Source organism: Ruthenibacterium lactatiformans (genome assembly GCF_000949455.1).
GTDB classification, from domain to species: domain Bacteria; phylum Bacillota; class Clostridia; order Oscillospirales; family Ruminococcaceae; genus Ruthenibacterium; species Ruthenibacterium lactatiformans.
Genome location: NZ_JXXK01000007.1, coordinates 22,771 through 49,057, shown reverse-complemented (window position 1 = coordinate 49,057; position 26,287 = coordinate 22,771). Strand labels below are relative to the sequence as shown.

Sequence of the window (26,287 nt, the reverse complement as noted above, 5' to 3'; positions counted from 1 at the left end):
AAGGAGGATTAACCATGAAAAAGCATTTACACGTTTTGGCACTGCTTCTGGTGGCCGTGATGCTTGTGTCCGCGCTGGCGGGCTGCGGCGGCTCAGGCAGTTCCACCCCCGCGAGCGGGTCTGGCTCTACCTCGGCGGGCGAGCCTGCCGACGCTAACCCCAACGCCGGCCGCGAGACGGTCAACATCCGTTTCGCTCAGTTCGGCAACAGCGTCGACGACGTGGACGGCATGGAGAACGACCCTATTAAAAAAGCGATTGAAGAAGCCGTGAACGTCACGCTGGAGTACGATACCGGCACAGATGGGTTTGACGAGCGCATGCAGACCGAGCTGTTCACGGGCGGCGCCGCCGACCTGTTCCCCACCTGGGGCGAGAGCGAGAAGATCAGCAAATGGGCTGAAGAGGACCTCGTTGTCAATATCGCCGAGATCGTCAATGCTGAGCCTGACCGCTACCCCACGCTGTACAAAATCATCAACAGCGACGAGTACAAGGCTTACAACAAGCTGTACACAGGCGATGAAAACGCCGCCTATGCCATTTATTCCGTGGCCGCGTTTGCGGACCCCAGCTTTGCCGGTGTGCCCGTGTACAATACTGCGATTCTGAACGAAGTGAACGAGGGAAAAACGCCCGCTACCGTGGAGGAATTCATTGATTTCACCAAGGCGTGCGGCGCGGCCGGTTATGTTGGCTGGTGGCCCCGCAACGACAAACTGACCAACTGGCAGCAGATTGACAAGACTCTGGCTGCCCCGCAGGGTACGAGCATTCTGCCTCCGGCGGGCGACGTCTGGAGCGGGTTTGTGCCCAGCGGCGAAATCGGTACCGACAGCGAGCACTGGACGCTGGCCACTGTCAGCGATGAAGCAAAGGAAGTTGTGAAACAGCTTGCCGAAATGTATGCGGCGGGCGGCCTGGATTCCGGTATCGGCGTCAAGGGCGATTTCGATGACGCATACTCTGATTTCGGCGCGGGCAAGATCGCTTCTGCGGACTTCGGCTTTGGTTATCCGGGCCAGTTCCGCGACTTTTATAAAACAGCCTGGGCCGCTGCCAATGACGGCGCGCAGATGAGCGACCTGACGCTGGGCACGTCTCTCACGTCCGACGGAAATTATGGTAAAACATATACCACAGGCACGTGGATCGGTGCGCATTACTTTATTCCCACTACCTGCGAAAACCCTGACCGCGTGCTCGACCTGGTGGAGTATCTGGCAAGCACAGAGGGACAGGACCTGCTGCACAACACCACAAATTACGAGTTCCGCAACGATCAGGGCTCTGATTTCTGGCAGCCCATCAACAAAGCTTACGGTTATGACGACAACCGCTGCAAATATGTCTGGTTCAGCTACCTGCTCAGCGGCACGGAATATGAAGTGAACTTTGCAGACAACGATTGGTGGACGGCCGTGTCCCACCCCATCGACAACAGCAACGAGTGGGCCACTGAAGAGGACGCCGCGCTTGTGGATTATGCCAAGGGGATCGTCTCCGGCTTCGTGGATGAAGCCGTGGAGTATCTGCCGGCGTACTACAATCTGATCAGCCTGCCCTCTGAGGCCGCTGATATCCGCACGAAGCTGCAGGATATCTCCAACCAGTATCTGACGCAGATGATCGGCGGCCAGATGGACGTCGAGACGGCATGGCCGAATTATGTGGCCGAGTATGAGGCTGCCGGTGCAGCCGAACTGGAAACGATGGTCAACGAGGCCATTGCCACAGCCCGCGCCGCCGCGTAAACTTTATTCGGCACTGCCCGCAGCAGCCGCGCCCCAAAGGGGCGCGGCACCATGTCCGGAGCCCCGGCATGACGGGATTCCGGGCCAAACAGAAAAATATGCGCCGCGCGCCGCGCGGCGCAGAACAAAACGATTCAGGAGGGTATGAATATGCCACAGGCAAAGCTGTCCGATCCTTCCGGCCGCGGCAAGGCCGAGGGGTTTAAGGTGATTTTTCCCATGATGCAGCACCCGTACACAGAGGCCGAGATCCAGGCTGTTGTAGATGTGATGCGCAATGCGGAGGGCCAGACGCAGGGCAAATATCTTGAAAAGTTCGAGAAGGACTTCGCCGCATTCGTGGGTGCGAAGTATGCCTTCGGCGTAAATAACTGTACCAACGCGCTGAAGCTGGCGGCTATCTTCTGCCACATCCAGCCCGGCGACGAGGTCATCGTGCCCGCGTATACTTACTGTGCGTCGGCCATTCCCTTCGGCGACCTTGGCGCACATATCGTCTGGGCAGACATCAATAAGGATACCTGGACCATCGACCCCGATGATTTCGAGCGTAAGATCACGCCCAAGACCAAGGCTGTGGTGGCCGTTCACCTGCTGGGCATCCCCTGCGACATGAAGCGCATCGTGGCCATCGCCCGGCGTCACGGGATCAAGGTGGTGGAGGACTGCGCACAGGCGTTGGACTGCCGCATCGACGGCCAGCATGTGGGGACCTTCGGAGATTTTGGCTGCTTCAGCTTCCATGCGGCCAAGACGATGACGACTCTGGGCGAGGGCGGCATGTTTGTGTGCAGCGACGACCAGGTGGCTCACAACGTGCCGGGCATCCGTCACAACGGCCTGTGCGCGTTCCAGGGGGAACGTGAGCGCTACTGGGTTCCCGCCATGAGCAACGTGGACGAATTCCTGGAAGACCGCTGGCCGCAGAACTTCTGCCTGGGCGAAGCGCAATGTGCGCTTGGCTCCGAGCAGCTCAAGAGCGTGATCGCCAATAACGAGATCCTCATCGAACAGGACCGCAAGATCCGCGAATGGCTCAAGGATGTGCCGGAGATCACTTTCCCGGGCATCGTTGAGGGAGGGCGCTATGTCGTCCACCAGTACATCATGCACTACGACGGAAGCAAATACGGAAAAAACCGCAACGACCTGCTGGACCTGCTGACACAGAAATACGGCGTACGCGCCATCGTGCAGTATTATCCGCTGTATCGCTACCCGCTGTTCCAGAAAAAGGGCTGCGGCGCGTACGACTGCCCGGTGCTGGACGCCTGGTGGGACAACAGTTTCTCGTTCCCGTGGTGGTGCGGTATCGACGACGAGAGCATGCGCATCATGTGCGAAGGCCTCATCCATGCGGTGAAGGACCTGCGCGGTTGAGCGCGGGCAAAAACGGAACGGTACCCTGACAAGCGAAAATGAACAGGGAAACGGCCGAAAAGGCAGCGGGCCCGATGGCGTCCTCGGCGGAGCATCGGACGCCGGCCTTTTCGGTTTCGTTTTGCCATTACGGCGGAGAGGATAAAGAATATGGCATTCGACAAGACACGTTTCGGGGGCGTGGTGGCTCCCATCGTGAACCCCTGCGGTGAGGACGACAGCCTGGACCGCGGCGCACTGGAGGCAAACCTCACCCGGCTGCTGGCAACGGATGTTGCAGGGCTGTACATCAACGGCGGCACGGGCGACGCGGCCAATCTGACGCAGGACGAGCGGCTGGAAACGGCGGCGCTTCTGGTGCCGCGCCTGCTTGCCGCGGGCAAGCTGGCCATTGTGCATGTAGGCCAGACAAACCAGCGCCAGGCCGTGGAGCTGGCGCGGCAGGCCGCTGCGCTGGGCGCGCATGCGGTGGCGAGCATCCCCCCGAAAAAACCGTGGCCGCAGATCGTAGAATATTACAAGGCGCTGGCCGCCGCCGGTGCGCCGGTGATCGTGTATTATATCCCCGGCGTCACAGGCATGACGGCAGGCATGCCGGAGCTGCGCATGCTGCTGGACATCCCGGGCGTGGCGGGCATCAAAATGAGCGACTGGAATATTTTCCTTCTGCGCAGTGTGGTGCTGGAATATCCGGAAAAAGTGGTGTATTCTGGATTTGACGAGATGCTGGTGCCAGGCCTTTTGTACGGCGCGGACGGATGCATCGGCACCTGGGCGAATCTGCTGCCCGATTTATATGCAAAGGTATACGCGCGCGTGCGCGCGGGCGGGACGGACGCCGTGAAGCCGGTGATGGATGAGTTCACCGCATTTCTGGCCGTGGGCTGGAACTACGGCATTATCGATACATTTGAAGAGCTGATGCGGGCCAGGGGCTATGCCGGGCGGTGCTTCCGCAGGCCCAGCGCATGGGAGCCGGGCAAGGTGGAGCCGGCCGTATTGGCCGACCTGCTGGCGCGGCTGCAAAGGCTGGAGGATATGGCGGCGGCGTTATGAGCCGCGGAAAGGAGCGACCCTATGCAGTATACGAAGATTCCCGGCACAGACATGCAGGCAAGCAGGATATGCCTGGGCACCATGACTTTCGGCAGCCCGGTGGCCGGACCTGACGCGGTGCGGCTGGTGCGGTACGCGCTGGAGGAGCATGGCGTCAATTTCATCGATACGGCCAATATGTACGAGGGCTACAACCGTTATGCGGGCAGCGCAGGCGGCGTGGCGGAGGAGATCGTGGGCGAGGCCGTGGCACACCGCCGCGGGGATTATATCCTGGCCACAAAGGTGGGCATGAAGGTGGGGGAGGCCCCGGAGGACGAAAATACCAGCCCCGAGGCCATCCGCATTCAGCTGCGCCGAAGCCTGGTGCGAATGCGCACAGACTATGTGGATGTTTATTACCTGCACCGGTACGACCCCGATACGGAGCCGCATGCCGTCGCCCGCGCAATGGGGGAAGAGCTGCGCGCGGGCACCATACGCGCCTGGGGCGTCAGCAATTACACAGCGGCTCAGTTGGCCGCGCTGCTGGCGGCGGCGGCGGACGAGGGCGTTCCGGCTCCGGCTTTGTGCCAGCCTGCCCTGAGTATGCTGAATACCGGCGCGCTGGAGGAGCTGCTGCCGCTGTGTGAAAAAGAGGGCGTGGGCGTGGTGCCGTACCAGCTCCTGCAGGGCGGGATGCTGACGGGCAAATACCGCCGGGGACAGGAAGCGCCCGCGGGCAGCCGCCTGGCGGAAAAGCCGGAGTGGATGAAGCCTTTCACCGACGAAACCTATGATGTGATAGAGCGCTGCGCGGCCGAAGCCGCGGCAGAGGGTGTGACGATGACACAGCACGCGCTGCGCTGGGCGCTGGCACAGCCCGGCGTGGTGAGCGCTCTGGTGGGCGTCAAGCGTGAAGAACAGATCGACGAGGCGGCGGGCGCGGTGCGGTGACGCCGGCCCAAAAAAAATGCGGCGCGCACAGGCGCGCAAAAGGAGAGTGTGAGAGATGGCGTGTTTGACCGACAGCATCCCCTGGCGCGGGGACTTTGAGCAAAAGCTCGTTTATGCGCCGGAAAAACGGCCCGGGTTTGTGGCCTGGGTGACGGCGTTTCCCTACGGAGACGGTTCCATCGGTATTTCGTTCGACGAAACGCTGGAAGCTGAAAATCCGGATTTCATCCCGCCCCGGCTGGAATTTGCCGAGGCGGCGGGCGTGCCGGTTTCTTATTGCTCCGTGGAGGGCGGCAGCGCGCGGCAGCGCTCGTACCGGGTGTATATGCGTTCTGTGGACGGTGTGAATTTTACCGAAACGGGCCGCTGTGGGCGGCGGGAGGGTTCGCTGTGCAACGCAGGCTTTCCCGACGGGCGCATCGTGGGCTTCGACGTGCCGCGCTACAACGATGAGCGCACGGGCTGGAGCGACTGCATCCGCGTGCGGGAGAGCCGGGACGGCGGCAGCACATGGACAGATGTGCGCCGGCTGCTGGAAGGCACTGCGCCCTACCTGTGGCGCGTGCGCTGTCTGCGGGACGGTACGCTCGTGGTGCTGGCCAGCCTGTACGGAACGCCCTGGGGCCCGGGCAGGGAGCGCGCCACACGCAACACCATGCTGCCCGGCGAGACCTACCAGAGCAAGATACAGCCGTTTTTTCTCACCAGCAGGGATGGCCGCGAGTTCAGCGCGCCGAATTACATCCTGCCCGGTATCGGCGCCCATGAATTTGATTTTGTGGAACTGCCCGACGGACGGCTTCTCTTCATCGCGGGAGACGTGCAGGGCACTCCGGTGGGGCGCCAGTTCGTCACGCCCTCTCCGGACGGCTGGCTGAACGGCACGCTGTACCCCATCTGCACGGGCGCGCCCGGGGACCCGGTGCGTGACCCCCAGGGGGGGTATGTGCCCGAGACCATTGCATGGGACGCACAGCGGGGCTGCATCGTGGGTTACCGGCGCAACAAATGCTTTTCACTCTCCAACGATTACGGTGAAAATTGGACGCGCATCGAGCCGGACGTCCCGTTCGATTTCCTCTACCAGCCCTATCTGCTGGCGCTGGACGGCGGGCGGCTTGGCCTGTATGGCCATGTGGGCGGCGACAACGCTTTTGGCGAGAATGACATGACCATCCAGGCGCAGGTGTTTGCACCGGAGTGCGCCCGCGATATGCCGCGCGCCGCGCAGCTCTCGCTGGAGCGGATGCTTGCGCCGGACGGGAGCGGATATATCAATTCGTTCCGCGCACGCCTGACGGCGGGCGGCCGCCCGCTGGCCGGGCAGGAGGTGGAGTTCCGCTTCAACACCTATTGGAACGAAGACGGCAGTGTAAACACCACGGCGCAGGAGGATGCGCCGGATAAAGAACAGGTATGCACGGACGCGGAAGGCTGGGCTGTTGCTTCGGCAGTGCGCTACAACGGCATCGGAGACATACACCTGGCCTACAATGTGGACGTAGTGTGCCATGGCTCGCAGGATGTGCGCGCCTGCACAGGCCCGATGATGACGATCCTGGCGCTGACGCCGAGGCGTGAGGCCGGTTATCCCTACGACGCTTACTTTGCGGGCGGAACACTGTACCTTGCGCCGCAGTTCCTGCGGGATTTCCCGCAGGCGGAGGAGGCCCTGCGCGGGGCGGCGGGCGGCTCCGGCGTTCTGCCGCAAGGCGCGCTGTGTGAAGAAGCCGTGGAACGGCTGCTGGGGTGCGGCGTGCTGCGGCGCGGGCAGGACGGGGCGCTGCGGTGGATCCACAGCGTGCATGCGCCGCGCCCGCTGGACGACGTGCGGCCCATGGCGAGCGCGGACTGGTATGTCTGACGGCAGAGCCGGTGACTTGGATAAAAAGAAAAAGAGGGGATACAGGATGGACTATGGCGTGACCATTACGCGGGGCGTGGCCCCGTGGCAGATCTTTCAGCAGGGGCCGGGCGGTACGGCGTGCATTCGGCTGGAGGGAAAATATCATCTGGTGCATCTGTCGCAGGAGCTGCCGCTGCAATTTTCGGCCGTGCCGCATGCGAAAACGACCGTGAAGGCCCGTGTAGCGCTGGAGAGCACAGGGGAATCCGTCGTTCCGTGGACGGAATGTACGGTGCTGGACAGCGAAAACTGGACGATAACCTTTCCGCGGGTACCGGCGGGCGGGCTATACCGCATTGAGACGTATATGGATTACGAGGGCTGGGACGGCCTCTCCTGCACACGCGGCGATATGGTGCACAATGTGGGCGTGGGCGATGTGTTCGTCATCGCGGGGCAGAGCAATGCGGCGGGCCGCGCAAAAAACCCGGTAGCGGACGACCCTGAGCTGGGCGTGCACGTGCTGCGCACGAGCGCCCGGTGGGAGCTTGCAACTCATCCGCTGGGCGAGACGACGAACGCCCTGCACGTCGGCCATTATGAGAACCACAACCCGGGCCACAGCCCGTGGCTGCATTTCGCAAAGCGGCTCAAGCGAGAGCTGGGGTATCCCATCGGCCTTGTTCCATGCGCTTACGGCGGCGCGCCGCTGCGCTGGTGGAACCCGGAGGAAAACGGCGCGCTTTTCACCAATATGCTGGAGATGCTGGCAGATTACGACATCCATCCCAGGGCGGTGCTGTGGTATCAGGGCGAGGCCGAGGGCTACGAGGACAGCGCGCAGACATATCTGGAGCGGTTTGCGGCTTTTGTGCGGCACACACGCGCGGCGCTGGGCCAGCCGGAGCTGCCGTTCCTCACTGTGCAGCTCAACCGCTGCATGGAGGGCCCGAGTGAAAAGCTGGACCGCCAGTGGGGCATGGTGCGTGAGGCGCAGCGCCAGGCGTGGCACACGCTGGAGCATGTGACCGTGGTGCCGGCCGCGGACCTTGCGCTGTATGACTTCATCCACAATGCTTCAGAGGGCAATCTTGTGGTGGGGGAACGGTGCGCCCGCGCCGCGCTGGCCGAATGCTACGGGCGCGATGTGGACTGGATGGCGCCGGAGCCGGAATCCGTGGTTCAGACTGCCCCGGACACGGTGACGGTTCGCTTTTCGCGCATCCGCAACTGGCTCAATCCCTTTGGCGTGCCCGCGGCCCTGCTGCCCTTTGAAGCCGAGGACGCGCAGGGCCTTGCCGCCCCGAAAGCGTATGAGACGGGCGCGGACAGCCTGACCATCACTTTTGAACGCCCGCTTGGCGCGGATGCGCGCCTGCATGGCGCATGGCGCATGAACCCGGGCGCGGCCATCCCAAGCGATTGCATGCGCATGCCCATGCTCTCGTTCTACGGCGTGCCCGTAGAACAGGGCTGACTCTTTTTGCCGCGCGCGGCGCGGCCGCATTTCACAGACAGGAGGGCTGCCGCCCTATGAAAAAAGATCCATTTCAATATATTTTCCGCTTCTGCTGCGACCCCGGCTTCAACGATGCCGAGGAGATCCCGGCGCTGCTGCGCTATGTGGACGAGGCGGATATCGACGACGTGGCCGTATTCGCCAACGTGGAGGAGATCAACACCGGCCATATGAGCTTTGACGAGCAGGACGTGTATCTTGCAATGATGCGCAAAATCAGCGCGCTGCTGGCCGAAAAAGGTGTTACGATGTCTGTTAACCAGTGGCACAGCGTCATGCACGCGGACCTTGGCAAAACGCTGCGGCCGGAGCAGAACTTTCGCCCCATGGTGGATGTGGAGGGAAATGAAGCGAAGCTGTGCGTCTGCCCGCTGTGCGGCGAATGGCAGAAATACATCGCCCGGCTGTACGCGCGCTATGCGGAGCTGGAGCCCTCCATCCTTTGGGTGGAGGACGACTTCCGTCTGCATAACCACGAGCCTCTTGCGTGGGGAGGCTGCTTTTGTGACGAGCATATGAAGCTGTACAGCGCCCGCGCGGGCAAGCCGCTGACGCGGGAAGAATTTCTGGCAGGCGTGCTGTGTCCCGGCGAGCCGCATCCTTATCGGAAGATATGGCTGGATGTGAGCCGTGAGACGATGCTCAGCGCCGCCGGAGCCATCGGACAGGCGGTGCGCGCTGCGTCAAAGCAGGCGAAGGTGGGCCTCATGAGCTCGGCTCCGCACATCCACGCCGCCGAGGGGCGCGACTGGCATGCATTGCTGCACACGCTTGCGGCTGGACGCCCGCCTGTGGACCGTGTGCATCTGCCCGGATATCAGGAAAATTCCCCGTCGAACTATCTGCACGGATTCAATATGGTGTCTATGCTCACCCGTGCAATGCTCCCATCGGAGACCGAGGTATACCCGGAGCTGGAAAACTTTCCGTTCTCATTGTTTTCGAAATCCCGCCGGTTCACGCGTTTCCAGCTGCTGAGCGCACTGCCGCTGGATCTGGCGGGCATCACCATCGACTTGTATGACCTCAACGGCAACGGCATCGTTTGGGAGGATGGCTATCAGCAGATGCTGCACCGTACAAAGCCCTATCTGAATGCCCTGACCCGCAGAGGTGTGTTCAGAGAGGAGCGCCTGGGGGTACGCGTACTGTACAGCCCCTGTTCTTCGTACACGCTGCACACGCGGGAAGGTTCTTCCATGGAGGAGCTGTATCCGCAGGAGGCGTTTTTTGCCGGCTTGCTGCCCGCCATGGGCGTGCCCTATGCTTACACCGGCAGCCCCGAACTGACGGGTCAGATAGTGGCGGCATCCGGCCAGGTGCTGCGCAATTGGGATGCGGGAACGCTGGCGCGGCTGTTCGCTAATAATTTCGTTATTTTGAACGGAGACGCGGCCTGGACATTGTGCGAAATGGGACTTGGCCGCCTTGCGGGCATTGAGAGCGTGCGCTGGCTGCGCCAAAACGACGGCGGCTACGCCTATGAGCAGGTGACGAACGGCAAGACCTACTGCGGGCGTAAAAACGCACGGGCCTCGGCCATCGTCTCGTGCAGCGACGCGCTGGATGTGACCTATGCGCAGGGCGCACAGGTGAACGAATATACTGCGCTGTACGATTCTTTCCGCCGCCGTACCGCCCACGGCCAGGTGGTGGTGGACGGCCGCGTACTCGTCTATCCCTTCGGGAATTTTGAAAGCTCTGTATCCATCCCGCCCATGCTGCTGAACAGCATGCGCCAGGCTGTGCTGCACGACGTGCTGCGCACAGCGGGCGCGCCGTTTCCGCTGGTGTGCGGCGCGCCGTATCTGGAGCCGTACTGCTTTGTACGGGACGGGGGATTGGATGTCTACCTTGTAAACGGCAGCACGGATGATGCCGACGCTGTGGAGCTGGCGTTTTCTGCGGGAACTGCGCCGGAAAGCGCGGAGGTCTGGCGTTCGCACGTAGAACAGGCCGCGCCGCAGGCCGCTGTGTGTGAAGCGGCGGGAACAGGCGTTCGGGTGCCGGTAGATGTGCCCAGCATGGAAGCTGTTCTGCTGCGCATGCCCGCGCCGGGGGCGGAAGGGGAGACCCCGGCATGAGCAAAAAAATAAGGGCATTTATTGGCTATCTGAAGGTGCTGGTGAACGGCGAGACGCTGGGCGGCGGATTTTACCGTTTTTTGTCGGTGCATGCGTGTTTTCTGGTATTTTACGGCCTGCCCCATGTATTTATCAATACGATGCTGTTGGGGCAGACGGGCGACGTAAAGGTCGTGGTGATGTATAACGCTACGTTTTTCCTGGGCAGCGCGGCGGCCATGCTGCTGGCGGCAGGGCTTTTGCAGCGCACGGATTCCGGCGTGACGGCGGTGCTGGGTATTTTGGGCTACAATGTGCTGTATCTGCTGCTGATCGTGCTGGGGGACAACGCCTCGCGCTGGCACTTGTGGCTTGGGCTTCTGGCGGGTCTTGCGGACGGCTGCTACTGGCTGAGCTACGGCCATCTGCTGTCGGATTCCACAGACCTTACCAACCGGGACAGCGGCCTTGCCATTGTGAACATCTGCGCCAACGTCGTCAACCTCACCATCCCGCTGCTGGCGGGCTTCATCATCGACGCAGTGGGCGGTACGCGGGGCTATATGGCGGTGTTCGGGCTGTCGTTTGCCGTGTCCGCCGTCACCTGTGCGCTGGCGCTGCGGCTGCCCAAGCGCCGTATGGCGGGCGCGCATAAGGTGGACTATCCCCGCACGCTGCGCGCCATTGGACGCAACCGGCATCTGCTGTACAGCCTGGCTGCGCAGGGCTGCAAAGGGGTGAGAGAAGGTGCGTTCACGTTCATCCTCAGTATCGTTTTGTACCAGATGGTGAAAAATGAGCTGCTGGTGGGCTTCAATACCTTCCTTTCAGCCGCGGCGGCCATCGCTTCCTACGTCATCGCCAGCCGCATCCTTTCACTGGCGAACCGGGTACGGTATATGGGTGTCGCGGTAGCGGTGCTCACAGGCATTGCCGCACTTTGCATCTTGCATCTCAGCCCGATGACGGTTATTCTATATACAGTGGTCAATTCGTTTTTTGCGGGCTTTCTGGAGAATTCCACATACAGCACTTTTCTGGATATGATGCAGCTGGTGCCCGAGATGGACGACCACCGGCCCGAGCTGCTGGCTGTCAACGATACCGTTCTGGAGCTTGGGCGCTGTGTGGGGCTTTCCATCATCATCGTTATGAACGTATATGTGGGCGAGGATGTGGGCGTGCAGGTGTGGAGCCTGCTTGTGCTGACGCTCACCCAGGTGGGCACGGTGCTGCTGTGCCGCGGGGCCATGCGCTCCGCGAAGCAGGCCGCGCCGGGGGCTTGAACGCGGGCGTTTTTCCGCATAAACAAAAACATATTTGCCAAAAACGGAAGAGCCGTTGGCCGCAAAGCGCTTTCCGTTGTTAAAAAACTGCGGAAAGAAAACCCTGCCGGCCCGGCAACGCAAAGAAATTCAGGGCGGCTGCTGCCCCAGCAAGCTTCCCATTGTTAAAAAAGGAGAAATATGATGCAGGCAAAGATCATAGACAGAAAGTGGGTCGTCGAGTGGTTCGACGAGCGCCAGTGCTATCATATGCCCAGCCTGACGCTGGCGGACAACGGCAATCTGCTGGCCGTATGGAACGGTGGCTTTTTGCAGTGGAACGGCGACCCCATGGGCCGCGACGCCAAAGACTGGGTGTCTGTGCTGGAGCCGGGCGCAAAAGAATGGTCGAACCCGGACGCCGTGGGCTGTGACATCCGTTATTGCTGCCATGACCCGGTGTTTCTCAAAAACAAAAAGGGGGAGATCATTCTCCTGTTCGCAAAATTTCTGGACACCGAGGTGAACTTCACCACCTGGTGCAACGGCCGGGACGAGCTGTGGACACGCAAAACGAAGGACGGCGGCCGCACATGGGAGCCGGCGCAGCCCGCGGGCATCCAGAGCGGCCACGCCTCCAACGACAGCGTCCTGCTGGATGACGGCACCATCGTGTTCGCCTCCACAAGCAGTGAGCTTCCGGATAAATACTTCGGCGCAGTTCGCATCTATCTTTCCCACGACGACGGCGAGACATGGGAAAAAGGCCCCATCCTCTCTGCGGACGACGGCAATCTCATCCGGGAGCCGGCGCTTTGCCTTCGGCCGGACGGCACCATCCGTATGTTCACGCGTACCTGTCCGGGCAGTACGGGCTGGGGCGCGGGCGTGAAATCACTGGTGTCGTATACAGCCGAAAGCCGGGACGGCGGCAAAACCTGGACGCAGCCTGTGCCCACAACCATCCTCAATAACGAATCGAAGATCGATGTCATCAGCTGGGACAAAGACACCATCCTGATGGCCTACAACGACACGCCTGTGGCAGACTGGCACGAGCGCAGCCCTCTGACGCTGGCCTATTCGAAGGATGAGGGAAAAACCTGGAAAAACCTTATCGAACTGGCCGCCGCGCCGGGAAATAAATGCCAGCCCGCCATGTGCAGGGACAGGGACGGCCGTCTGAATGTGGTATATATGAACCGGCATACGGCCATTGAACACCTGGTGCTGGAGATCAAGGAGTAAAAACAGAAAGCGCGGCACGCTGTGCCGCGCTTTGTGTGGTTCACGCGGGCCCCGCGCCCGCGGATGCCGCCGGAAAAATTGTGGATTTTGCGGAGGGGAAACGCATGGCACAGGGACAGGCCGCCGCGCCGCCGGGCGAGGCGGAAACGCAGGACGGCGCGCTTTTGGCGTGCATTCTGGACATGGGTGAACTGCTCTTGACCAGCGGTGCCGAGGTGATGCGTGTGGAGGATACCCTCACCCGATTGTGTATGGTGTATGGTTTTGCGCAGGCGGACGTTTTTACCATCACGTCCAGCATCGTGCTGACGGTGCGCACACCGGAGGGGCGCGCACTTACACAAACGCGGCGCATCCGCGCGCGGGATACGGACCTGGGCCGTGTGGAACGGGTGAACGCGCTCTCGCGCAGACTGTGTGCAGGCCCGCTGCCGCCGGAAAAATTCCGGCAGGCGGTGGAGGAGGTACGCAATGCCCCGGCTTACCCGGACGCCGCCCAGTGCGCCATGTACGCCGTTATCTCAGCGGCGTTCTCCGCCTTTTTCGGCGGCACGTTACGCGACGCTGCGACGGCGGCCGTTTCGGGCATGCTGCTGTTCGGCGCGCTGCGCTTTTGCCAGCGGCTGCGGCTCAACGGTATTTTGCAGAGTATGCTGGCCAGCGCGCTGGCAGCACTGGCCGTCATGCTGATGGTGGGCTTCGGCCTGGGCCAGAACCCGGATAAGATCATCATCGGCAACATCATGCTGCTCATTCCGGGCATTGCGCTGACGACCTCGCTGCGGGACATGATTAACGGCGATACCATTTCCGGCCTTCTGGGACTCAGCGAGGCCGTGCTCAAGGCTCTGGCCATTGCCATCGGCTTTGCAGCCGTGCTGATGCGGATGGGGGGATGAAAATGGCTTGGTATTTTGTACAGACGCTTATGGGCTGCATCGGCTCGGTTGGGTTTGCCGTGCTGTTCAATATCCGCGGGCGCAAGCTGCTGCTGGCCGCCGGAGGCGGCGCGTTGGCGTGGGCGGTGTATCTGGCCTGCACCTGTAACGGCCTGGATATTTTTGCGGGCCTGTTTTTCGCCACGCTGGCGGCGGCGTTGGCCAGCGAGCTGCTGGCGCGCGCCGTCAAGGCGCCGGTCATCATGCTGCTGGTTCCCATGCTCATTCCGCTGATTCCAGGCGGCGACCTATATTATATGATGAGCTTTCTTGTGCGCGGGCAGTATGAGGCGTTCGGCCAGTATGCCCAGCGGGTGCTCACCGAGGCCGGTGCAATTGCGTTGGGCATTATCTGTGTGGCGTCGCTCATGAATATCATCGCGGGCCTGCGTGTGCGGGCGCGGGGCGGCAAATAGAGCGCTTCAGGGTGTGCCGCAGCTTGAAAAAACCATCCGTATCCTGTATGATAAAAGGTATATTCCGCATGAGATACAAGCATGCAGGAAGGGAGAATGCAATGAAGATCATGGCAGTGGATTACGGCGATGCCCGAACGGGCCTTGCTGTGTGTGACCGCACCGAGTTCCTGGCCAGTCCCATCGGCATCATCGAGGAGAAGAGTCTGGCCAAGGTGGCGGAAAAAATCGTGTACGCCAGCCGCGAATATGAGGTGGGGATGATCGTCATCGGCCTGCCGAAAAACATGGACGGCAGTGAGGGCCCGCGCGCCCAGAAGAGCCATAAGCTGGCCGATACGCTGCGGGCCATTGTGCCCATTCCCGTGGAGCTGTGGGACGAGCGGCAGACGACCGTAAGCGCGGCGAACATCCTTTCGGAAAACGGCACTTACGGCAAAAGGCGTAAGGATGTGCTGGACGCGGTGGCGGCGACGGTGATTTTGGAAAGTTACATGGCATACCGCCGCAATACGGGAAAAAGCTGAACAGACGGATACAGGCAGGGCCGCCGCATTTGCGGCGGCCCTGCCTGTTTTCCAGCCGGAGCAGCATGAAGCCATAGGTGAGAAAGAAGGGGAAAGGATGGAGCCCGCCGGGTTATCTTCGAGGTATGGCGCCAGAAGGCTGTGTGACAGCGATGTCGGCGCAGTGTACCGCCTTTCGGCGGGAAATCCCATATTTTACAAATATTGTCCGCCGTGTGTAACGTTGGAAAGCATCCGGGAGGATATGAAAGTTCTGCCGCCGGGGAAAAGCGGAGAAGATAAATTTTACGTTGGATTTTTTGACGGCAGTATGCTGACAGCCGTTATGGACCTGATCCTCAAATATCCCAATGATGAGACTGCGTTCATCGGCCTTTTCATGGTGGATTCCGCCAGCCAGGGAAAAGGGACGGGAACGGCGATCATCGAAGAGTGCCTCTGCTTTTTGAAACGGCAGGGTCTGAGGCGTGCCAGGCTGGGCTTTGCCAAAGGAAACTGCCAAAGCGAGGCATTCTGGACCAAGAATGGTTTTGTGCGCACAGGCGAGGAAGTGAACAACGGAAGCTATACGGCTGTGGTGATGGAAAGGGTGCTGTAACGCGGGCGAAGGCTGGCGGGTATAAAAAAACGGAGCGCACGGCCGGAAAGTGGAAAAATAAAATCGGGGATGTATCATACATCCCCGATTTTCAATTCAAAGCGGACAGACGGTCATTCAGGCCTGTCCGCAGATCCCGCGGCCGGCCGGGCCGGAGCCTCATTGTATAGGATGTCGTGTGTGCGCTCATCCACATGGTCCAGTTCATAATAGGCCTGTGTTTCCTCCGGCATGCCCCTGCGGCGCAGCGAATGGCACACCAGCCCGGAGAGGATGCTGTACAGCACCGCAAACAGCGGCACGCCGACGACCATGCCGACAAACCCGAACAGCCCGCCGGCCAGCAGAATGGCGAACATCACCCAAAAGCTGGAAAGGCCGGTGGAATCGCCCAGAATTTTTGGGCCCAGGATATTGCCGTCGAATTGCTGCAGCGCAAGGATAAAAAGCACGAAGTAAAGCGCCTTGAGCGGGTCGATGAGAAGGATAAGCAGCCCGCTGGGAATGGCACCGATAAACGGCCCGAAAAACGGGATGATGTTCGTTACGCCCACCACCACGCTGATGAGCATCGCATACGGCATGCGCAGCGCTGTCATCCCAACAAAACACAGGATGCCGATGATGAGGGAATCCAGCAGCTTGCCGTTGATGAAGCCGCCGAATACCCGGTGAGTAAAACGTGCGTTATCCAGCACGATATTGGCGCGGCGGGTGCTCAGGCAGCCGTACAGCAATTTTTTGGCCTGTGCGGCAAAAAGCTGTTTGCTGTTGAGCACATAAATGGCGATGATGATGCCGATGAATACATTCTTGAAAAAGGTCAGGGTGCCCAGCAGCCCGCTCATCAGGTTCGTCAGCTGGGGCAGCATGTCCGTTTTTACCCATGCGGTGAGAGCTGCCACGGCTTCGGCATATACCCGCTGTGCGGCAGCTTCGAACTGCGGGTTGTTCTGAAGCGTGTCCTCGATCCAGCCCGTCACGTTCTGGATGCTGTTCGTCAGCAGATTGGATTCCACCAGCCCGACGATGCTGGAGATCACCTGCGGCAGCACCATCCACAGCAGCGCGGCTACAAGCAGCAGCGCCAGCAGCACCGAAAGCGTCGTGGAAAGAAATTTTGCGGCGCGGGCAGCACGGCGTGGATTTTTTACGTGTTTTTGCAGCGCGGGCGCAAAGCGCGCGTGCAGCCAGTTGAACACCGGAGTCAGCAGATAGGCCATGGCCAGCCCGTACACAAACGGCATTAAAATGCCCAGCAGCGTTTGGAAGAAATGCACCAGCGCGCCCACCTTGAACAGAGAGAAAAAGAACAGGATGCTCAACGCGACAACGCCGAAGGCAGTGAGCCCCCAGTGCAGATAAGTTTTAAAGGAATCGTGCTTCACGGCAGCCTCCGTCGTTTGAAAATAAGCGTCGGGTTATTTGCTTTTTGCGGGTGCGCCGCCGTCGGGCAGCAGCGTTTTGCGCTTGATGAGGAACAGGGACAGCGTGGTAAAGCTGGCGATCACGTCGGCCACAGGCTCGGCAATATAGATGCCCAGCACATTGCCGCCCATGACAACAGGCAGCAGCAATGCCAGGGGCACCAACAGCACCACTTTGCGCAGCAGCGCCAGGAACAGGCTGATCTTGGCCTGGCCAAGCGCCATAAAGGTGGTCTGGCAGGCCATTTGCGCGCCGAAGGCCCAAATGCCGCCGAAGAAAATGGGCATCATTTTTTTAACGATTTCTATCAGCTCCGCGTCCTGAGTGAACATGCGCGCCAGCACGCCGGGAAGGAGCGCGGCCAGGGCAAAGCCCGAGACGGTAACGAGCAGCATTACCTTGAGCAGCAGGCTGAAAGTTTTGCGCACGCGGCTGTAATTCTTGGCGCCGTAGTTGTAGCTCATAATGGGCTGCGCGCCCTGTGTGATGCCCTGGATGGGCATGACGAGCATCTGCATCACGCTCTGCATAATGGTCATACTGCCCACGTACAGGTCGCCGCCGTAGCGCTGCAGCCCGGCGTTCAGCGTGATATTCACAAGGCTCTCGGTGCTTTGCATGATGAAAGGAGCGATGCCCAGCCCGATGACCTTGCCAACCACACGCTTTTCGAACTTCATGTTCCCGCGCCGGATGCGGATGCCGCTTTTTGCGCTGGACAAAAAGCGCAGCACCCACGCGGCGCTGACGGCTTGAGAAAGGATGGTAGCCAGCGCCGCGCCGGAAACGCCCATGCCGAACACGAAAATAAACACCGGGTCGAGCACGATGTTAATGACCGCGCCGATGAGCACGCTGAGCATTGCAACGGTGGCGTGGCCCTGTGCGCTGATGAAAGTGTTGAGGCCCAGAGCAAGCTGTACGAAAATAGTACCCGCCAGGTAAATGGAGATATAGTCCTCCGCATAGCCGATGATGGCGTCGGAGGCGCCGAACATATACAACAGCGGCGTTTTGAAGATGCTGAAAATGACTGTCAGTGTAACAGACAGCACCAGAAGCATGGAAAAGCAGTTGCCCAGAATTTTTTCCGCACCTTCACGGTTGCCGGCGCCCAGCTGGATGGAAGCCAGCGGCGCGCCGCCCATTCCGGCGAATGCGGCAAAGGCCGAGACCAGCAGGATGATGGGGAACGTAACGCCCACGCCTGTCAGCGCAAGTGCGCCTGTGCCGGGGATGTTGCCGATGTAGATCCGGTCCACGATATTGTACAGCATGTTGATGAACTGCGCGGCAACGGCCGGCAGGGCAAGACTGAGCATCAGCTTGCCAATGGGTTGTGTGCCCAGCGCTTCGTCCTTGTTCTGCAAAAAAACCTCTCCTTTTTGACCTTGTGGAGCAACCCCGCTTCGGGCCGCTCCGGCTCTTTTGTAAATTTTCAATACATTTTTATTATAGCATGCGCAGCAAAAGAAAGAAACCGCATGGTGCCCTTTCCGCACCTTTTACAACCCGCCCGCGCAAGAGTTGCACAGTGCTGATGCGGCGGGCGGGAGGCACGTTCCACAATGCAAAACCTTCTCGCAAGGCGCGGAGTTTTATGCTATACTGAAATTGAAAATAACCGTATGGAGGGCTTTCCTATGGAAAAAAAGGCGTTCGACCTCATTACCTTCGGCGAGATCATGCTGCGGCTTTCGCCGCCGCGTCATGCCCGCATCGTGGATGGGGACATTTTTGAAAAGCGCGCCGGCGGCGCGGAGCTGAACGTAGCCTCCGGCGTAGCGCTCATGGGCCTGCGAACGGGCATCATCTCTCGCTTGCCGCAGAACGAGCTGGGGACCTTCATCAAAAACCGCATCCGCTTCGTCGGCGTGTCGGATGATTATTTAACGTATGACGACGACCCGCGCGCACGCCTCGGCATCTATTATTATGAGATGGGCGCCGCGCCGCGCAAGCCGACCATCGTGTATGACCGATTCAACGCTTCCGTCTGCGGCCTTACGATGGACGATATTCCGGCCGAGGCGTTTTCTTCCGCGCGGATGTTCCATCTAAGCGGGATCAGCCTGGCGCTGGGCACGCGCGACGTGGCCATTCAGGTGCTGAAAAAATTCAAGGAAAACGGCGCGCTCATCTCCTTTGACGTGAACTACCGTGCGAACCTGTGGGGTGAAGACGAAGCGCGAGAGACCATCAAAGGCATCCTGCCGCTGGTGGATGTATTGTTCGTTTCTGAAGAGACCAGCCGCCGTATGTTCCAAAAAACCGGAGAGCTGCAGGACATCATGAAAAGTTACGCGCAGGAGTACGGCGTGAAAATTGTCGCCACCACCCAGCGCACGGTCCTCAGCCCGCGTAAGCACAATTTCACCTCGGTGCTGTATTCCGCCCAGCAGGACGCGTTTTACACGGAGCCGCCCTATACCAACATCGACGTCATTGACCGCATCGGTTCCGGCGACGCCTATGTGGCGGGTGTGCTGTTCGGCCTGTTAAAATACGGCGATCCACAGAAAGCCATGCAGTTCGGTAACGCCACATCCAGCGTCAAAAACACAGTGCCGGGCGATCTGCCTTCTTCCGATTTCAAGGAGATCGACCGCATCATCCGGGAGCACAACGCCACGGGCCCGGTGAGCGAGATGAACCGCTGACCGCACTCCCCGCTTGTTTTGCGGGCCGCGCCACGGCGCGGCCCTTTTTGCTTTGTGAAGAGCAGAAAAAGCACACGCAACCTGCGGTTGACAAATTGCAAGGCGCAGGTTGGTGGCGCACAGAAAGGGGAACAGGCTATGATAAGTCCATCAAAAACAAAAGGAGAGATCAATATGACCTTTGCGGATAACCTTGTGCGGCTGCGGCGGGAAAAAGGCTTTTCCCAGGAACAGCTTGCAGACTTGATGGATGTTTCCCGTCAGGCGGTGAGCAAATGGGAGGCGGGGCAGACCATGCCGGATCTGCCCAAGCTGGTGGCTCTGGCGGACCTGTTCGGTACTTCACTGGACGCGTTGGTGCGGCCGGAGGCCGTGGTGGAAACGAAGCCCAGCGGTACGGTGCAGGTGGTGACGGCAGGACAGACGGTGTGTGTGCCGGCGGGCGCGACGGTAAACGTTGTTCCCGGTTATGAATACAAAAGCAAACACACACTGCTCGGCCTTCCACTGGTGCACATCAACTGCGGCTATGGCCTACGGCGTGCAAAAGGCGTCATCGCCATCGGCAATATTGCCACGGGCATCGTCGCGCTGGGGGGATTTGGCGTGGGCGTTGTAAGCTTCTGCGGCATCGGTGTGGGCCTGCTGAGCCTGGGCGGCCTTGCGCTGGGCGGGTTCGCTGTGGGCGGCGTGGCCGTGGGGCTGGTGGCGGCAGGCGGCTGTGCCATTGGTATGTACGCCATGGGCGGCGCGGCCGTTGCTTCCCGGGTGGCCGTGGGCGGCGCAGCTGCGGCGCCTGTCTCTGTGGGGGCGAATGCAGATGCGGGCCTGGTTATCACCGAAGCGACGAAGATGCAGGATGTGGCGGCGTATCTGACGGCGAATTGTCCGGGACTCTGTCCCGCGCTGCGGTGGCTGCTGAGCCTGGGGGCGGCGTGAAGCGCTGCGGCATTCCGTTTTTGCCGAGGCGATAAAAGAACGGGCGGCCTGTCGGAATGCCGAAAAAAGTGAAAAGGTAAAAGAGCTTCCGGAGAAAAAGCTGGCGGCGGCAAAGCCATGCAGCCTTGCGAAGCAAAGTGCAGGCCATGGGGCGCATGCGGCCAAAAGGGGAACTGCGCCCGCAGGCGCGTATAGAAGCGTGCAAAGTCCCCTTGCGGACAACCGCGCCGAAAGGGGATGCGGCCCTTAGCGCTCAGCTGTCCCCTTTTTCATTTCAAACAATGCTGTGCGCCCCGCGGGCCGGCGCGGGGCGTTTAAAGCGAAGCTGCGGCGAAGACCGCCGTGCGCGGCGAACGGGGCCAAACGCCTGTTCGGAAGCACCTTGGCGAAAAAGCAGTTCTTTTCCAAGATGAAACAGGCTGTCCGGCTTGAAAAAACGGGCGGCCCGTTTTATACTGGAAACATTGGCGTGCAGCAGTGCGCCGGACGGAGGGAAACGCCATGGCTGAGAAGCTGCGGAATATGACTGCGGTATACCTTTTCCGGGAGGGGAAACTGCTGATGCTGTACCGGGTCGGCTCCCGCGTGGTAGCGCCGTCCTGGTGCGGCGTAGGCGGCCATTTTGAGCAGGCCGAATTGAACGACCCTCGGGCCTGTGCTCTGCGGGAGCTGCGGGAAGAGACCGGCCTTACGGAGGAAAGCCTGGAGGAGCTGCGTCTGCGGTATATCACGCTGCGCATGAAAAACGGGGAGATCCGGCAGAATTACTATTTTTTTGCAGGGCTGAAGCCCGGCGCCGCAGTGAGAGGCACATGTGATGAGGGCAGGCTGGAGTGGGTGCCGTATGACAGCGTGCTGAAGCGGGAGATGCCTTTCACGGCAAAGACCGTTTTGCGCCATTATCTGCGTGTGGGCTGCAGGACCCGGTGCATCTATGGGAGCGTCACCGAAGCGGAGGACAGTGCATTTACGGAGCTTGCGGAGTTTTAAACCGCGCCGTGGGCTTAGCCCGGCGCATGCACAGGACATCGCCCCGATGGGGCAGAAGGGACCGGATCTATGGCGACGTTTTTTCTTTGTATGATCTACGCGGCATTCATCAGCCTGGGCTTGCCGGATTCGCTGCTGGGCGCGGCGTGGCCCGCCATGCAGCCCGCGTTGGGCGTACCGCTGGACAGTGCGGGCGTGCTTTCAATGATCGTGGCGGGCGGCACGGTGGTGGCCAGCCTTTCGGCGGACAGGATGCTGCACCGCTTCGGCACCGGCCGTGTAACGCTGGTAAGTGTGACAATGACGGCCTGCGCACTGCTGGGCTATGCGCTTGCGCCGGGCTTCTGGTGGCTTGCGCTGGCGGCGGTGCCAATGGGCCTGGGCGCGGGCGCGGTGGACGCGGGGCTGAACAACTTTGTGGCGCTGCACTACGAGGCGCGCCACATGAGCTGGCTGCACTGCTTTTGGGGCGTGGGAGCTACATTGGGGCCTGTTATCCTATCGCTGTTCCTGGGCGGGAAGCATGGCTGGCGCGGTGGTTACGGCGCGGTGTGTGCCATCCAGTTCTGTCTGGTGGCGGTGCTGGCCGTCACGCTGCCCATGTGGGACAGATATGAGGACCGGGCGGCTCTGCGGGCCGAGGCCGCGGCCGCGAAGCAGGCGGGCAAAAAACAAAGCACGCTGAACATTCCGGGCGTGAAAGGCGCGCTGGCGACATTCTTTTTCTATTGTGCCATCGAGGCGGCCGCGGGCCTTTGGGGCGCCAGCTACCTGGTGGAAGCACGGGGGCTTTCAGCAGAGGCGGCGGCCCGGGGCGTGTCGCTGTACTTTCTGGGCATCACTTTGGGACGGTTCCTTTCCGGGTTTGCCAGTATGCGTATGAAAAGCGCGGCGCTCATCCGGCTGGGCCAGCTCGTCAGCGCCGGGGGCGCCGTACTGCTGATGCTGCCGCTGCCTGCCGGGTTCGGCGTGGCGGCAATGGCCGTGCTTGGGCTGGGCTTTGCGCCCGTGTACCCGAGTATGATCCATGAAACGCCTTACCGCTTTGGGGCGGAGCGTTCCCAGGCGGTCATTGGCCTGCAGATGGCATGCGCATATGTGGGCACCACATTTGTGCCCGCTCTGTTCGGCGTGCTGGCCGCACGGCTGGGCATCGGTCTGCTGCCGGCGTTCCTGCTGGCGGGCGTGGCCGGAATGCTGCTGTGTGCGGAACGCGTTCGCACGCTGTGCGGGCGGTAAAGGGGGAGAGGCATATATGCGGCCTTTGAAAATTGCCTTATTGCAGATAGCGCCCTGCGGCGGCTTGGAAGAGAATCTGGAAAAGGGAATCCGTGCCTGTCGGAAAGCAAAGAAGATGGGGGCGGATATCGCTTTGTTCCCCGAGATGTGGAGCAACGGATACAATATTTACGGGCGACCCGCGGAGGAGTGGAAGGCTGAGGCTGTTCCGTCCGGCGGCAGCTTTGTCCGTTCCTTCCAGCGGCTTGCCGGGGAGCTGGAAATGGCCATCGGCGTCACGCTGCTGGAAGAATATGCGGGAGGCCCGCGCAATACGCTTGTTCTTTTTGACAGGTTCGGAGAGAGAAAGCTCGTTTACGCCAAAGTGCATACCTGTGATTTTGATGTGGAGCGGGAGCTGACACCCGGTGAGGATTTTTACGTTTGCGCTTTGGATACCGCCTGCGGTGAAGTAAAAGTAGGGGCAATGATCTGCTACGACAGGGAATTCCCGGAGAGCGCACGGGTCCTGATGTTGAAAGGGGCAGAGCTCATTTTGGTTCCCAATGCCTGTCCTATGGAAATCAACCGCCTTTCCCAGCTGCGGGGAAGGGCCTTTGAAAACATGCTGGCGGTCGCCACCTGCAATTATCCGGCATCTGTTCCGGATTGCAACGGCGGCTCCAGCGCTTTTGACGGCGTAGCATATCTTCCCGAATTGGAGGGCTCGCGGGATACCTGTATCCTGCAAGCGGATAAAGAGGAAGGAATTTATCTTGCCGCACTTGATTTGGCGCGGCTTCGCGCCTACCGCGAATGCGAGGCGCACGGCAACGCATACCGCCGTCCTGAAAAATACAGGCTTCTGGTGGATCCGCGCGTTGAGCCGCCTTTTGTCCGGGCAGACCGTCGAAAATAGCAGCAGCAAAAAAGCGCGCCCTGAACAGGACTTTTGAAGGTCCCGTTCAAGGCGCTTTTTTGTATTCAGCTTCCGCCGGCCGCGCGCACGACAATGCTTTTTTCTTTCCAGCGGCCGGAGAAATAGTACGGCACGCAGATGGCCAGCCCCAGCGCCCAGCCGATGGCGTAGCAGAAATGGATGTTCATCGGCCCGAAAAAATGCGCCAGCAGATAGGCCGCGGGCACACGGGCCAGCCACAGCGCCGCAAGGCTGGAGATCATAGGCACCATCATCTCGCCCGCGCCCCGCATGATGCTGGACAGCACGAACATAATGGCCAGCATCCAGTAGAACGGCAGAATGCGCGCCAGGTACGCAAATCCGCTTTCAATGACGGCGGGTTCGGTGGAGAACAGACGCATGCAGAAGCGTCCCGTGGGCAGCAGCAGCGCGGCCACCAGCACGCTGAAGCCGCAGCTCATCCACAGCGTGGCAACAGTGCCCTTGTGCACGCGCTCGGGCCTGTTGGCGCCGATGTTTTGCCCAACGAACGTGGTGGCTGCGGTGGCAAAGCTTTGGATGGGCATAAAGGCAAAGGTATCCAGCTTGTTGGCGCCGTTGAAGCCCGCCATAAACGCCGAACCGTAGCTGTTGATGAGCCGCTGCATGGCCATGACGCCGAAGCTGAACAGCGCCTGCTGCACGCCGGCGGGCACGCCCAGCTTGACGATCTGGCCGAAAAGCGCTTTGTCGAACTTGAAGCAGAACGGATGGATGTGGATCTGGGGATATTTTTTGTTGATGTAGAAAATGCCGAATATCCAGCTGAACGCCTGTGCAATGATGGTGGCAATGGCCACGCCCGCTACCCCCCAGTGGAATACCACCACGAACAGAAGGTCCAGTACGATGTTGATGATGCACGCTATGACAAGGAACAGCAGCGGCGTTTTGCTGTCGCCCAGACCCTGAAGGATGCCGGAGTTGGCATTATACCCCAGGCTGCCGATCAGCCCGCCCAGCACGATGACCATGTAGATCCAGCACTGGTCCGCGGTGTCGGCCGGGACCGCCAGCAGCGCTATGATGGGGCGGCTGACAAGGATGCCCACGATGGAGAGCGGCACGATGCCGACGATGAGCGCGGTATAGATAGTGTCGATGGTGGCCTTCAGGCGTTCGGCGTCGCCCGCACCGTAGAACTGGCTCACCATGACCATGGCTCCGATGCCCAGCCCCATAAACATACTGGACAGCAGGAACACCACAGGAAACGCCGTACCCACGGCGGCCAGCGCCGTGCTGCCCACAAAGCGGCCCACTACGATGCTGTCCACCATATTGTAAAGCTGCTGGAACATGTTGCCCACCAGCAGCGGCAGCGCGAAAAACAGGATCAGTCTGGCTGGGCTGCCCTGTGTCATATCCGTCATATTGCTTTTTACTGTCTTTGCTTCCATTTCACAGCTTCTCCAAATCGTAAGGCGTTTCCTGATAGACGTAATAATTCAGCCAGTTCGAAAAAAACAGGTTGGCGTGGCTGCGCCAGCGGAAAACAACGCCCTTGGCAGGGTCGTCATCCTCAAAATAATTCTCCGGTACGGCGATGGGAAGGCCTCTTTTAACGTCGCGCTCGTACTCCAGGCGCAGGGTGTCGCGGTCGTATTCCATATGGCCGCACACAAAGATCTGGCGGCCGGAATCCGTGGCGAGGATATGCAGCCCGGCCCTGCCGCTTTCGGCCAGCACACGCAGCGCAGGGCAGGCGTCCACCTCCTCGCGGCAAAGCTCGGTATGGCGGGAATGGGGCGCGTAGAACACTTCGTCAAAGCCGCGCACCAGCGGGTTTTTCGGGCGTGTCACCCGGTGGGCGAAAATGCCGAACACTTTTTGCGGCAGTACGCGCTTGTGGATGCCGTAATGGTAATACAGCGCAGCCTGCGCGCCCCAGCAGATGTGCACCGTGCTGTACACGTGCGTTTTGCTGTATTCAAAAATGGCGCAAAGCTCGGGCCAGTAATCTACTTCCTCGTAGGCCAGCATTTCCACGGGCGCGCCGGTAACGATCATGCCGTCGAAGCGCTCGGTTTTGATCTCGTCGAAGGTTTTGTAAAACGCCTCCAGATGCGCTCCGGGCACATGCGTGCTCTCGTGGGAATCCATGTGCAACAGCGTCAGCTCCACCTGCAGGGGGCTGTTGGCCAGCATGCGGGCGATCTGTGTTTCGGTGGCGATTTTCGTCGGCATCAGATTTACCAGCAGGATGCGCAGCGGGCGGATGTCCTGCGTCATGGCGCGGGCCCGGTGCATGACGAACACGTTTTCTTCCTCGAGCGCCTTGTAGGCGGGCAGGGTCTGTGGGATGATCAGCGGCATAAAGCGGCGCTCCTTTCTGAACCCGCCCGGGGCGCGGGGCGCTGCCGCAGCGGGGGTACAGCATCCATTGTACGGCATGGCGGCGGCATCCGTCAAGCGCCGTGTGTCCATAATAATAAAGTATAAAGGTATTTACAAAGCGTGCCGGGCATGGTATGGTAAACAAGATAGCGTTTTGTAAAAGGGCGGCATTGTAGCATTCCAAAACGCCGGACCGTACAAAAATTTT

Annotated in this window: 22 protein-coding genes; 18 read left to right on the top strand and 4 right to left on the bottom strand. The window is 60.4% G+C overall.

The window, feature by feature from the left end; translation table 11 throughout:
• Nucleotides 1–14: 14 nt before the first annotated feature.
• From TQ39_RS06800 to TQ39_RS06740, 13 genes are all read left to right on the top strand, one after another.
• Nucleotides 15–1,754, top strand: coding sequence for a type 2 periplasmic-binding domain-containing protein (locus TQ39_RS06800; RefSeq protein ID WP_050004992.1), 1,740 nt, complete (start codon nucleotides 15–17; stop codon nucleotides 1,752–1,754).
• Between the two features lie 150 nt (nucleotides 1,755–1,904).
• Nucleotides 1,905–3,134 (top strand): DegT/DnrJ/EryC1/StrS family aminotransferase, encoded by a 1,230-nt coding sequence (locus TQ39_RS06795; RefSeq protein WP_050004991.1) that lies wholly within the window; start codon nucleotides 1,905–1,907, stop codon nucleotides 3,132–3,134.
• 150 nt (nucleotides 3,135–3,284) lie between these two features.
• Nucleotides 3,285–4,190 (top strand): dihydrodipicolinate synthase family protein, encoded by a 906-nt coding sequence (locus TQ39_RS06790; protein ID WP_050004990.1) that lies wholly within the window; start codon nucleotides 3,285–3,287, stop codon nucleotides 4,188–4,190.
• A gap of 21 nt (nucleotides 4,191–4,211) precedes the next feature.
• The gene (locus TQ39_RS06785; protein ID WP_050004989.1) at nucleotides 4,212–5,126 is read left to right on the top strand and encodes an aldo/keto reductase; all 915 of its coding nucleotides are present in this window, start codon (nucleotides 4,212–4,214) and stop codon (nucleotides 5,124–5,126) included.
• 55 nt (nucleotides 5,127–5,181) lie between these two features.
• Complete coding sequence (locus TQ39_RS21205; RefSeq protein ID WP_009324802.1) at nucleotides 5,182–6,990, top strand: sialidase family protein; 1,809 nt, start codon at nucleotides 5,182–5,184, stop codon at nucleotides 6,988–6,990.
• A 46-nt stretch (nucleotides 6,991–7,036) separates the two neighbouring features.
• Complete coding sequence (locus TQ39_RS06775; RefSeq protein WP_050004988.1) at nucleotides 7,037–8,449, top strand: sialate O-acetylesterase; 1,413 nt, start codon at nucleotides 7,037–7,039, stop codon at nucleotides 8,447–8,449.
• A 56-nt stretch (nucleotides 8,450–8,505) separates the two neighbouring features.
• Nucleotides 8,506–10,575, top strand: coding sequence for a hypothetical protein (locus TQ39_RS06770; protein WP_050004987.1), 2,070 nt, complete (start codon nucleotides 8,506–8,508; stop codon nucleotides 10,573–10,575).
• Nucleotides 10,572–11,840 (top strand): MFS transporter, encoded by a 1,269-nt coding sequence (locus TQ39_RS06765; protein WP_050004986.1) that lies wholly within the window; start codon nucleotides 10,572–10,574, stop codon nucleotides 11,838–11,840. Before TQ39_RS06770 ends, TQ39_RS06765 begins: the two co-directional genes overlap by 4 nt.
• Before the next feature lie 180 nt (nucleotides 11,841–12,020).
• On the top strand, nucleotides 12,021–13,067 hold the full coding sequence (locus TQ39_RS06760) for an exo-alpha-sialidase (protein WP_082052149.1): 1,047 nt from the start codon (nucleotides 12,021–12,023) through the stop codon (nucleotides 13,065–13,067).
• 104 nt (nucleotides 13,068–13,171) lie between these two features.
• Nucleotides 13,172–13,966, top strand: coding sequence for a threonine/serine exporter family protein (locus tag TQ39_RS06755; RefSeq protein WP_069955702.1), 795 nt, complete (start codon nucleotides 13,172–13,174; stop codon nucleotides 13,964–13,966).
• A gap of 2 nt (nucleotides 13,967–13,968) precedes the next feature.
• A complete protein-coding gene (locus tag TQ39_RS06750; protein WP_050004984.1) occupies nucleotides 13,969–14,421 on the top strand; it encodes a threonine/serine exporter family protein in 453 nt (150 codons plus the stop codon).
• A 101-nt stretch (nucleotides 14,422–14,522) separates the two neighbouring features.
• Nucleotides 14,523–14,948 carry a Holliday junction resolvase RuvX gene (ruvX, locus tag TQ39_RS06745; RefSeq protein WP_050004983.1) on the top strand — a complete coding sequence of 142 codons (426 nt, stop codon included), beginning with the start codon at nucleotides 14,523–14,525 and terminating at the stop codon, nucleotides 14,946–14,948.
• Nucleotides 14,949–15,192: 244 nt separating this feature from the next.
• A complete protein-coding gene (locus TQ39_RS06740) occupies nucleotides 15,193–15,546 on the top strand; it encodes a GNAT family N-acetyltransferase (RefSeq protein WP_242853460.1) in 354 nt (117 codons plus the stop codon).
• A 113-nt stretch (nucleotides 15,547–15,659) separates the two neighbouring features.
• On the opposite strand, the gene TQ39_RS06735 is transcribed toward TQ39_RS06740, so the two are convergent.
• Entirely contained in the window at nucleotides 15,660–16,934 is a 1,275-nt protein-coding gene (locus TQ39_RS06735) for an AI-2E family transporter (RefSeq protein ID WP_009324793.1), read from the bottom strand.
• Nucleotides 16,935–16,967: 33 nt separating this feature from the next.
• Nucleotides 16,968–18,344: an MATE family efflux transporter gene (locus tag TQ39_RS06730; RefSeq protein WP_242853459.1), complete on the bottom strand. Its 1,377-nt coding sequence runs from the start codon at nucleotides 18,342–18,344 to the stop codon at nucleotides 16,968–16,970.
• A gap of 273 nt (nucleotides 18,345–18,617) precedes the next feature.
• Here TQ39_RS06730 and TQ39_RS06725 point away from each other — a divergent pair, with 273 nt between their 5' ends.
• The 5 genes from TQ39_RS06725 (at nucleotide 18,618) to TQ39_RS06705 (ending at nucleotide 23,700) form a co-directional block, all read left to right on the top strand.
• Nucleotides 18,618–19,634, top strand: coding sequence for a sugar kinase (locus TQ39_RS06725; RefSeq protein ID WP_050004982.1), 1,017 nt, complete (start codon nucleotides 18,618–18,620; stop codon nucleotides 19,632–19,634).
• A gap of 174 nt (nucleotides 19,635–19,808) precedes the next feature.
• Entirely contained in the window at nucleotides 19,809–20,573 is a 765-nt protein-coding gene (locus TQ39_RS06720) for a helix-turn-helix domain-containing protein (protein ID WP_050004981.1), read from the top strand.
• 501 nt (nucleotides 20,574–21,074) lie between these two features.
• Entirely contained in the window at nucleotides 21,075–21,563 is a 489-nt protein-coding gene (locus TQ39_RS06715) for an NUDIX domain-containing protein (protein ID WP_050004980.1), read from the top strand.
• A 69-nt stretch (nucleotides 21,564–21,632) separates the two neighbouring features.
• On the top strand, nucleotides 21,633–22,802 hold the full coding sequence (locus TQ39_RS06710) for an MFS transporter (RefSeq protein WP_050004979.1): 1,170 nt from the start codon (nucleotides 21,633–21,635) through the stop codon (nucleotides 22,800–22,802).
• Between the two features lie 16 nt (nucleotides 22,803–22,818).
• Nucleotides 22,819–23,700, top strand: coding sequence for a carbon-nitrogen hydrolase family protein (locus tag TQ39_RS06705; RefSeq protein ID WP_050004978.1), 882 nt, complete (start codon nucleotides 22,819–22,821; stop codon nucleotides 23,698–23,700).
• Nucleotides 23,701–23,765: 65 nt separating this feature from the next.
• Here TQ39_RS06705 and TQ39_RS06700 read toward each other — a convergent pair whose 3' ends face one another.
• Entirely contained in the window at nucleotides 23,766–25,142 is a 1,377-nt protein-coding gene (locus TQ39_RS06700; protein WP_009324786.1) for an MATE family efflux transporter, read from the bottom strand.
• 1 nt (nucleotide 25,143) lies between these two features.
• Nucleotides 25,144–26,058, bottom strand: a complete 915-nt coding sequence (gene metA, locus TQ39_RS06695; RefSeq protein WP_009324785.1) for a homoserine O-acetyltransferase MetA — start codon at nucleotides 26,056–26,058, stop codon at nucleotides 25,144–25,146.
• Nucleotides 26,059–26,287 lie beyond the last annotated feature (229 nt).

Excerpts from the sequence above, each read along its gene's own strand:
- metA (WP_009324785.1), bottom strand. The coding sequence starts at position 26,058 with ATGCCGCTGATCATCCCACAGACCCTGCCCGCCTACAAGGCGCTCGAG.
- TQ39_RS06775 (WP_050004988.1), top strand. The coding sequence starts at position 7,037 with ATGGACTATGGCGTGACCATTACGCGGGGCGTGGCCCCGTGGCAGATC.
- ruvX (WP_050004983.1), top strand. The coding sequence starts at position 14,523 with ATGAAGATCATGGCAGTGGATTACGGCGATGCCCGAACGGGCCTTGCT.
- TQ39_RS06725 (WP_050004982.1), top strand. The coding sequence starts at position 18,618 with ATGGAAAAAAAGGCGTTCGACCTCATTACCTTCGGCGAGATCATGCTG.
- TQ39_RS06740 (WP_242853460.1), top strand. The coding sequence starts at position 15,193 with ATGAAAGTTCTGCCGCCGGGGAAAAGCGGAGAAGATAAATTTTACGTT.
- TQ39_RS21205 (WP_009324802.1), top strand. The coding sequence starts at position 5,182 with ATGGCGTGTTTGACCGACAGCATCCCCTGGCGCGGGGACTTTGAGCAA.
- TQ39_RS06760 (WP_082052149.1), top strand. The coding sequence starts at position 12,021 with ATGATGCAGGCAAAGATCATAGACAGAAAGTGGGTCGTCGAGTGGTTC.
- TQ39_RS06710 (WP_050004979.1), top strand. The coding sequence starts at position 21,633 with ATGGCGACGTTTTTTCTTTGTATGATCTACGCGGCATTCATCAGCCTG.
- TQ39_RS06755 (WP_069955702.1), top strand. The coding sequence starts at position 13,172 with ATGGCACAGGGACAGGCCGCCGCGCCGCCGGGCGAGGCGGAAACGCAG.
- TQ39_RS06705 (WP_050004978.1), top strand. The coding sequence starts at position 22,819 with ATGCGGCCTTTGAAAATTGCCTTATTGCAGATAGCGCCCTGCGGCGGC.
- TQ39_RS06765 (WP_050004986.1), top strand. The coding sequence starts at position 10,572 with ATGAGCAAAAAAATAAGGGCATTTATTGGCTATCTGAAGGTGCTGGTG.
- TQ39_RS06795 (WP_050004991.1), top strand. The coding sequence starts at position 1,905 with ATGCCACAGGCAAAGCTGTCCGATCCTTCCGGCCGCGGCAAGGCCGAG.
- TQ39_RS06700 (WP_009324786.1), bottom strand. The coding sequence starts at position 25,142 with ATGGAAGCAAAGACAGTAAAAAGCAATATGACGGATATGACACAGGGC.
- TQ39_RS06790 (WP_050004990.1), top strand. The coding sequence starts at position 3,285 with ATGGCATTCGACAAGACACGTTTCGGGGGCGTGGTGGCTCCCATCGTG.
- TQ39_RS06785 (WP_050004989.1), top strand. The coding sequence starts at position 4,212 with ATGCAGTATACGAAGATTCCCGGCACAGACATGCAGGCAAGCAGGATA.
- TQ39_RS06720 (WP_050004981.1), top strand. The coding sequence starts at position 19,809 with ATGACCTTTGCGGATAACCTTGTGCGGCTGCGGCGGGAAAAAGGCTTT.
- TQ39_RS06715 (WP_050004980.1), top strand. The coding sequence starts at position 21,075 with ATGGCTGAGAAGCTGCGGAATATGACTGCGGTATACCTTTTCCGGGAG.
- TQ39_RS06800 (WP_050004992.1), top strand. The coding sequence starts at position 15 with ATGAAAAAGCATTTACACGTTTTGGCACTGCTTCTGGTGGCCGTGATG.
- TQ39_RS06750 (WP_050004984.1), top strand. The coding sequence starts at position 13,969 with ATGGCTTGGTATTTTGTACAGACGCTTATGGGCTGCATCGGCTCGGTT.
- TQ39_RS06770 (WP_050004987.1), top strand. The coding sequence starts at position 8,506 with ATGAAAAAAGATCCATTTCAATATATTTTCCGCTTCTGCTGCGACCCC.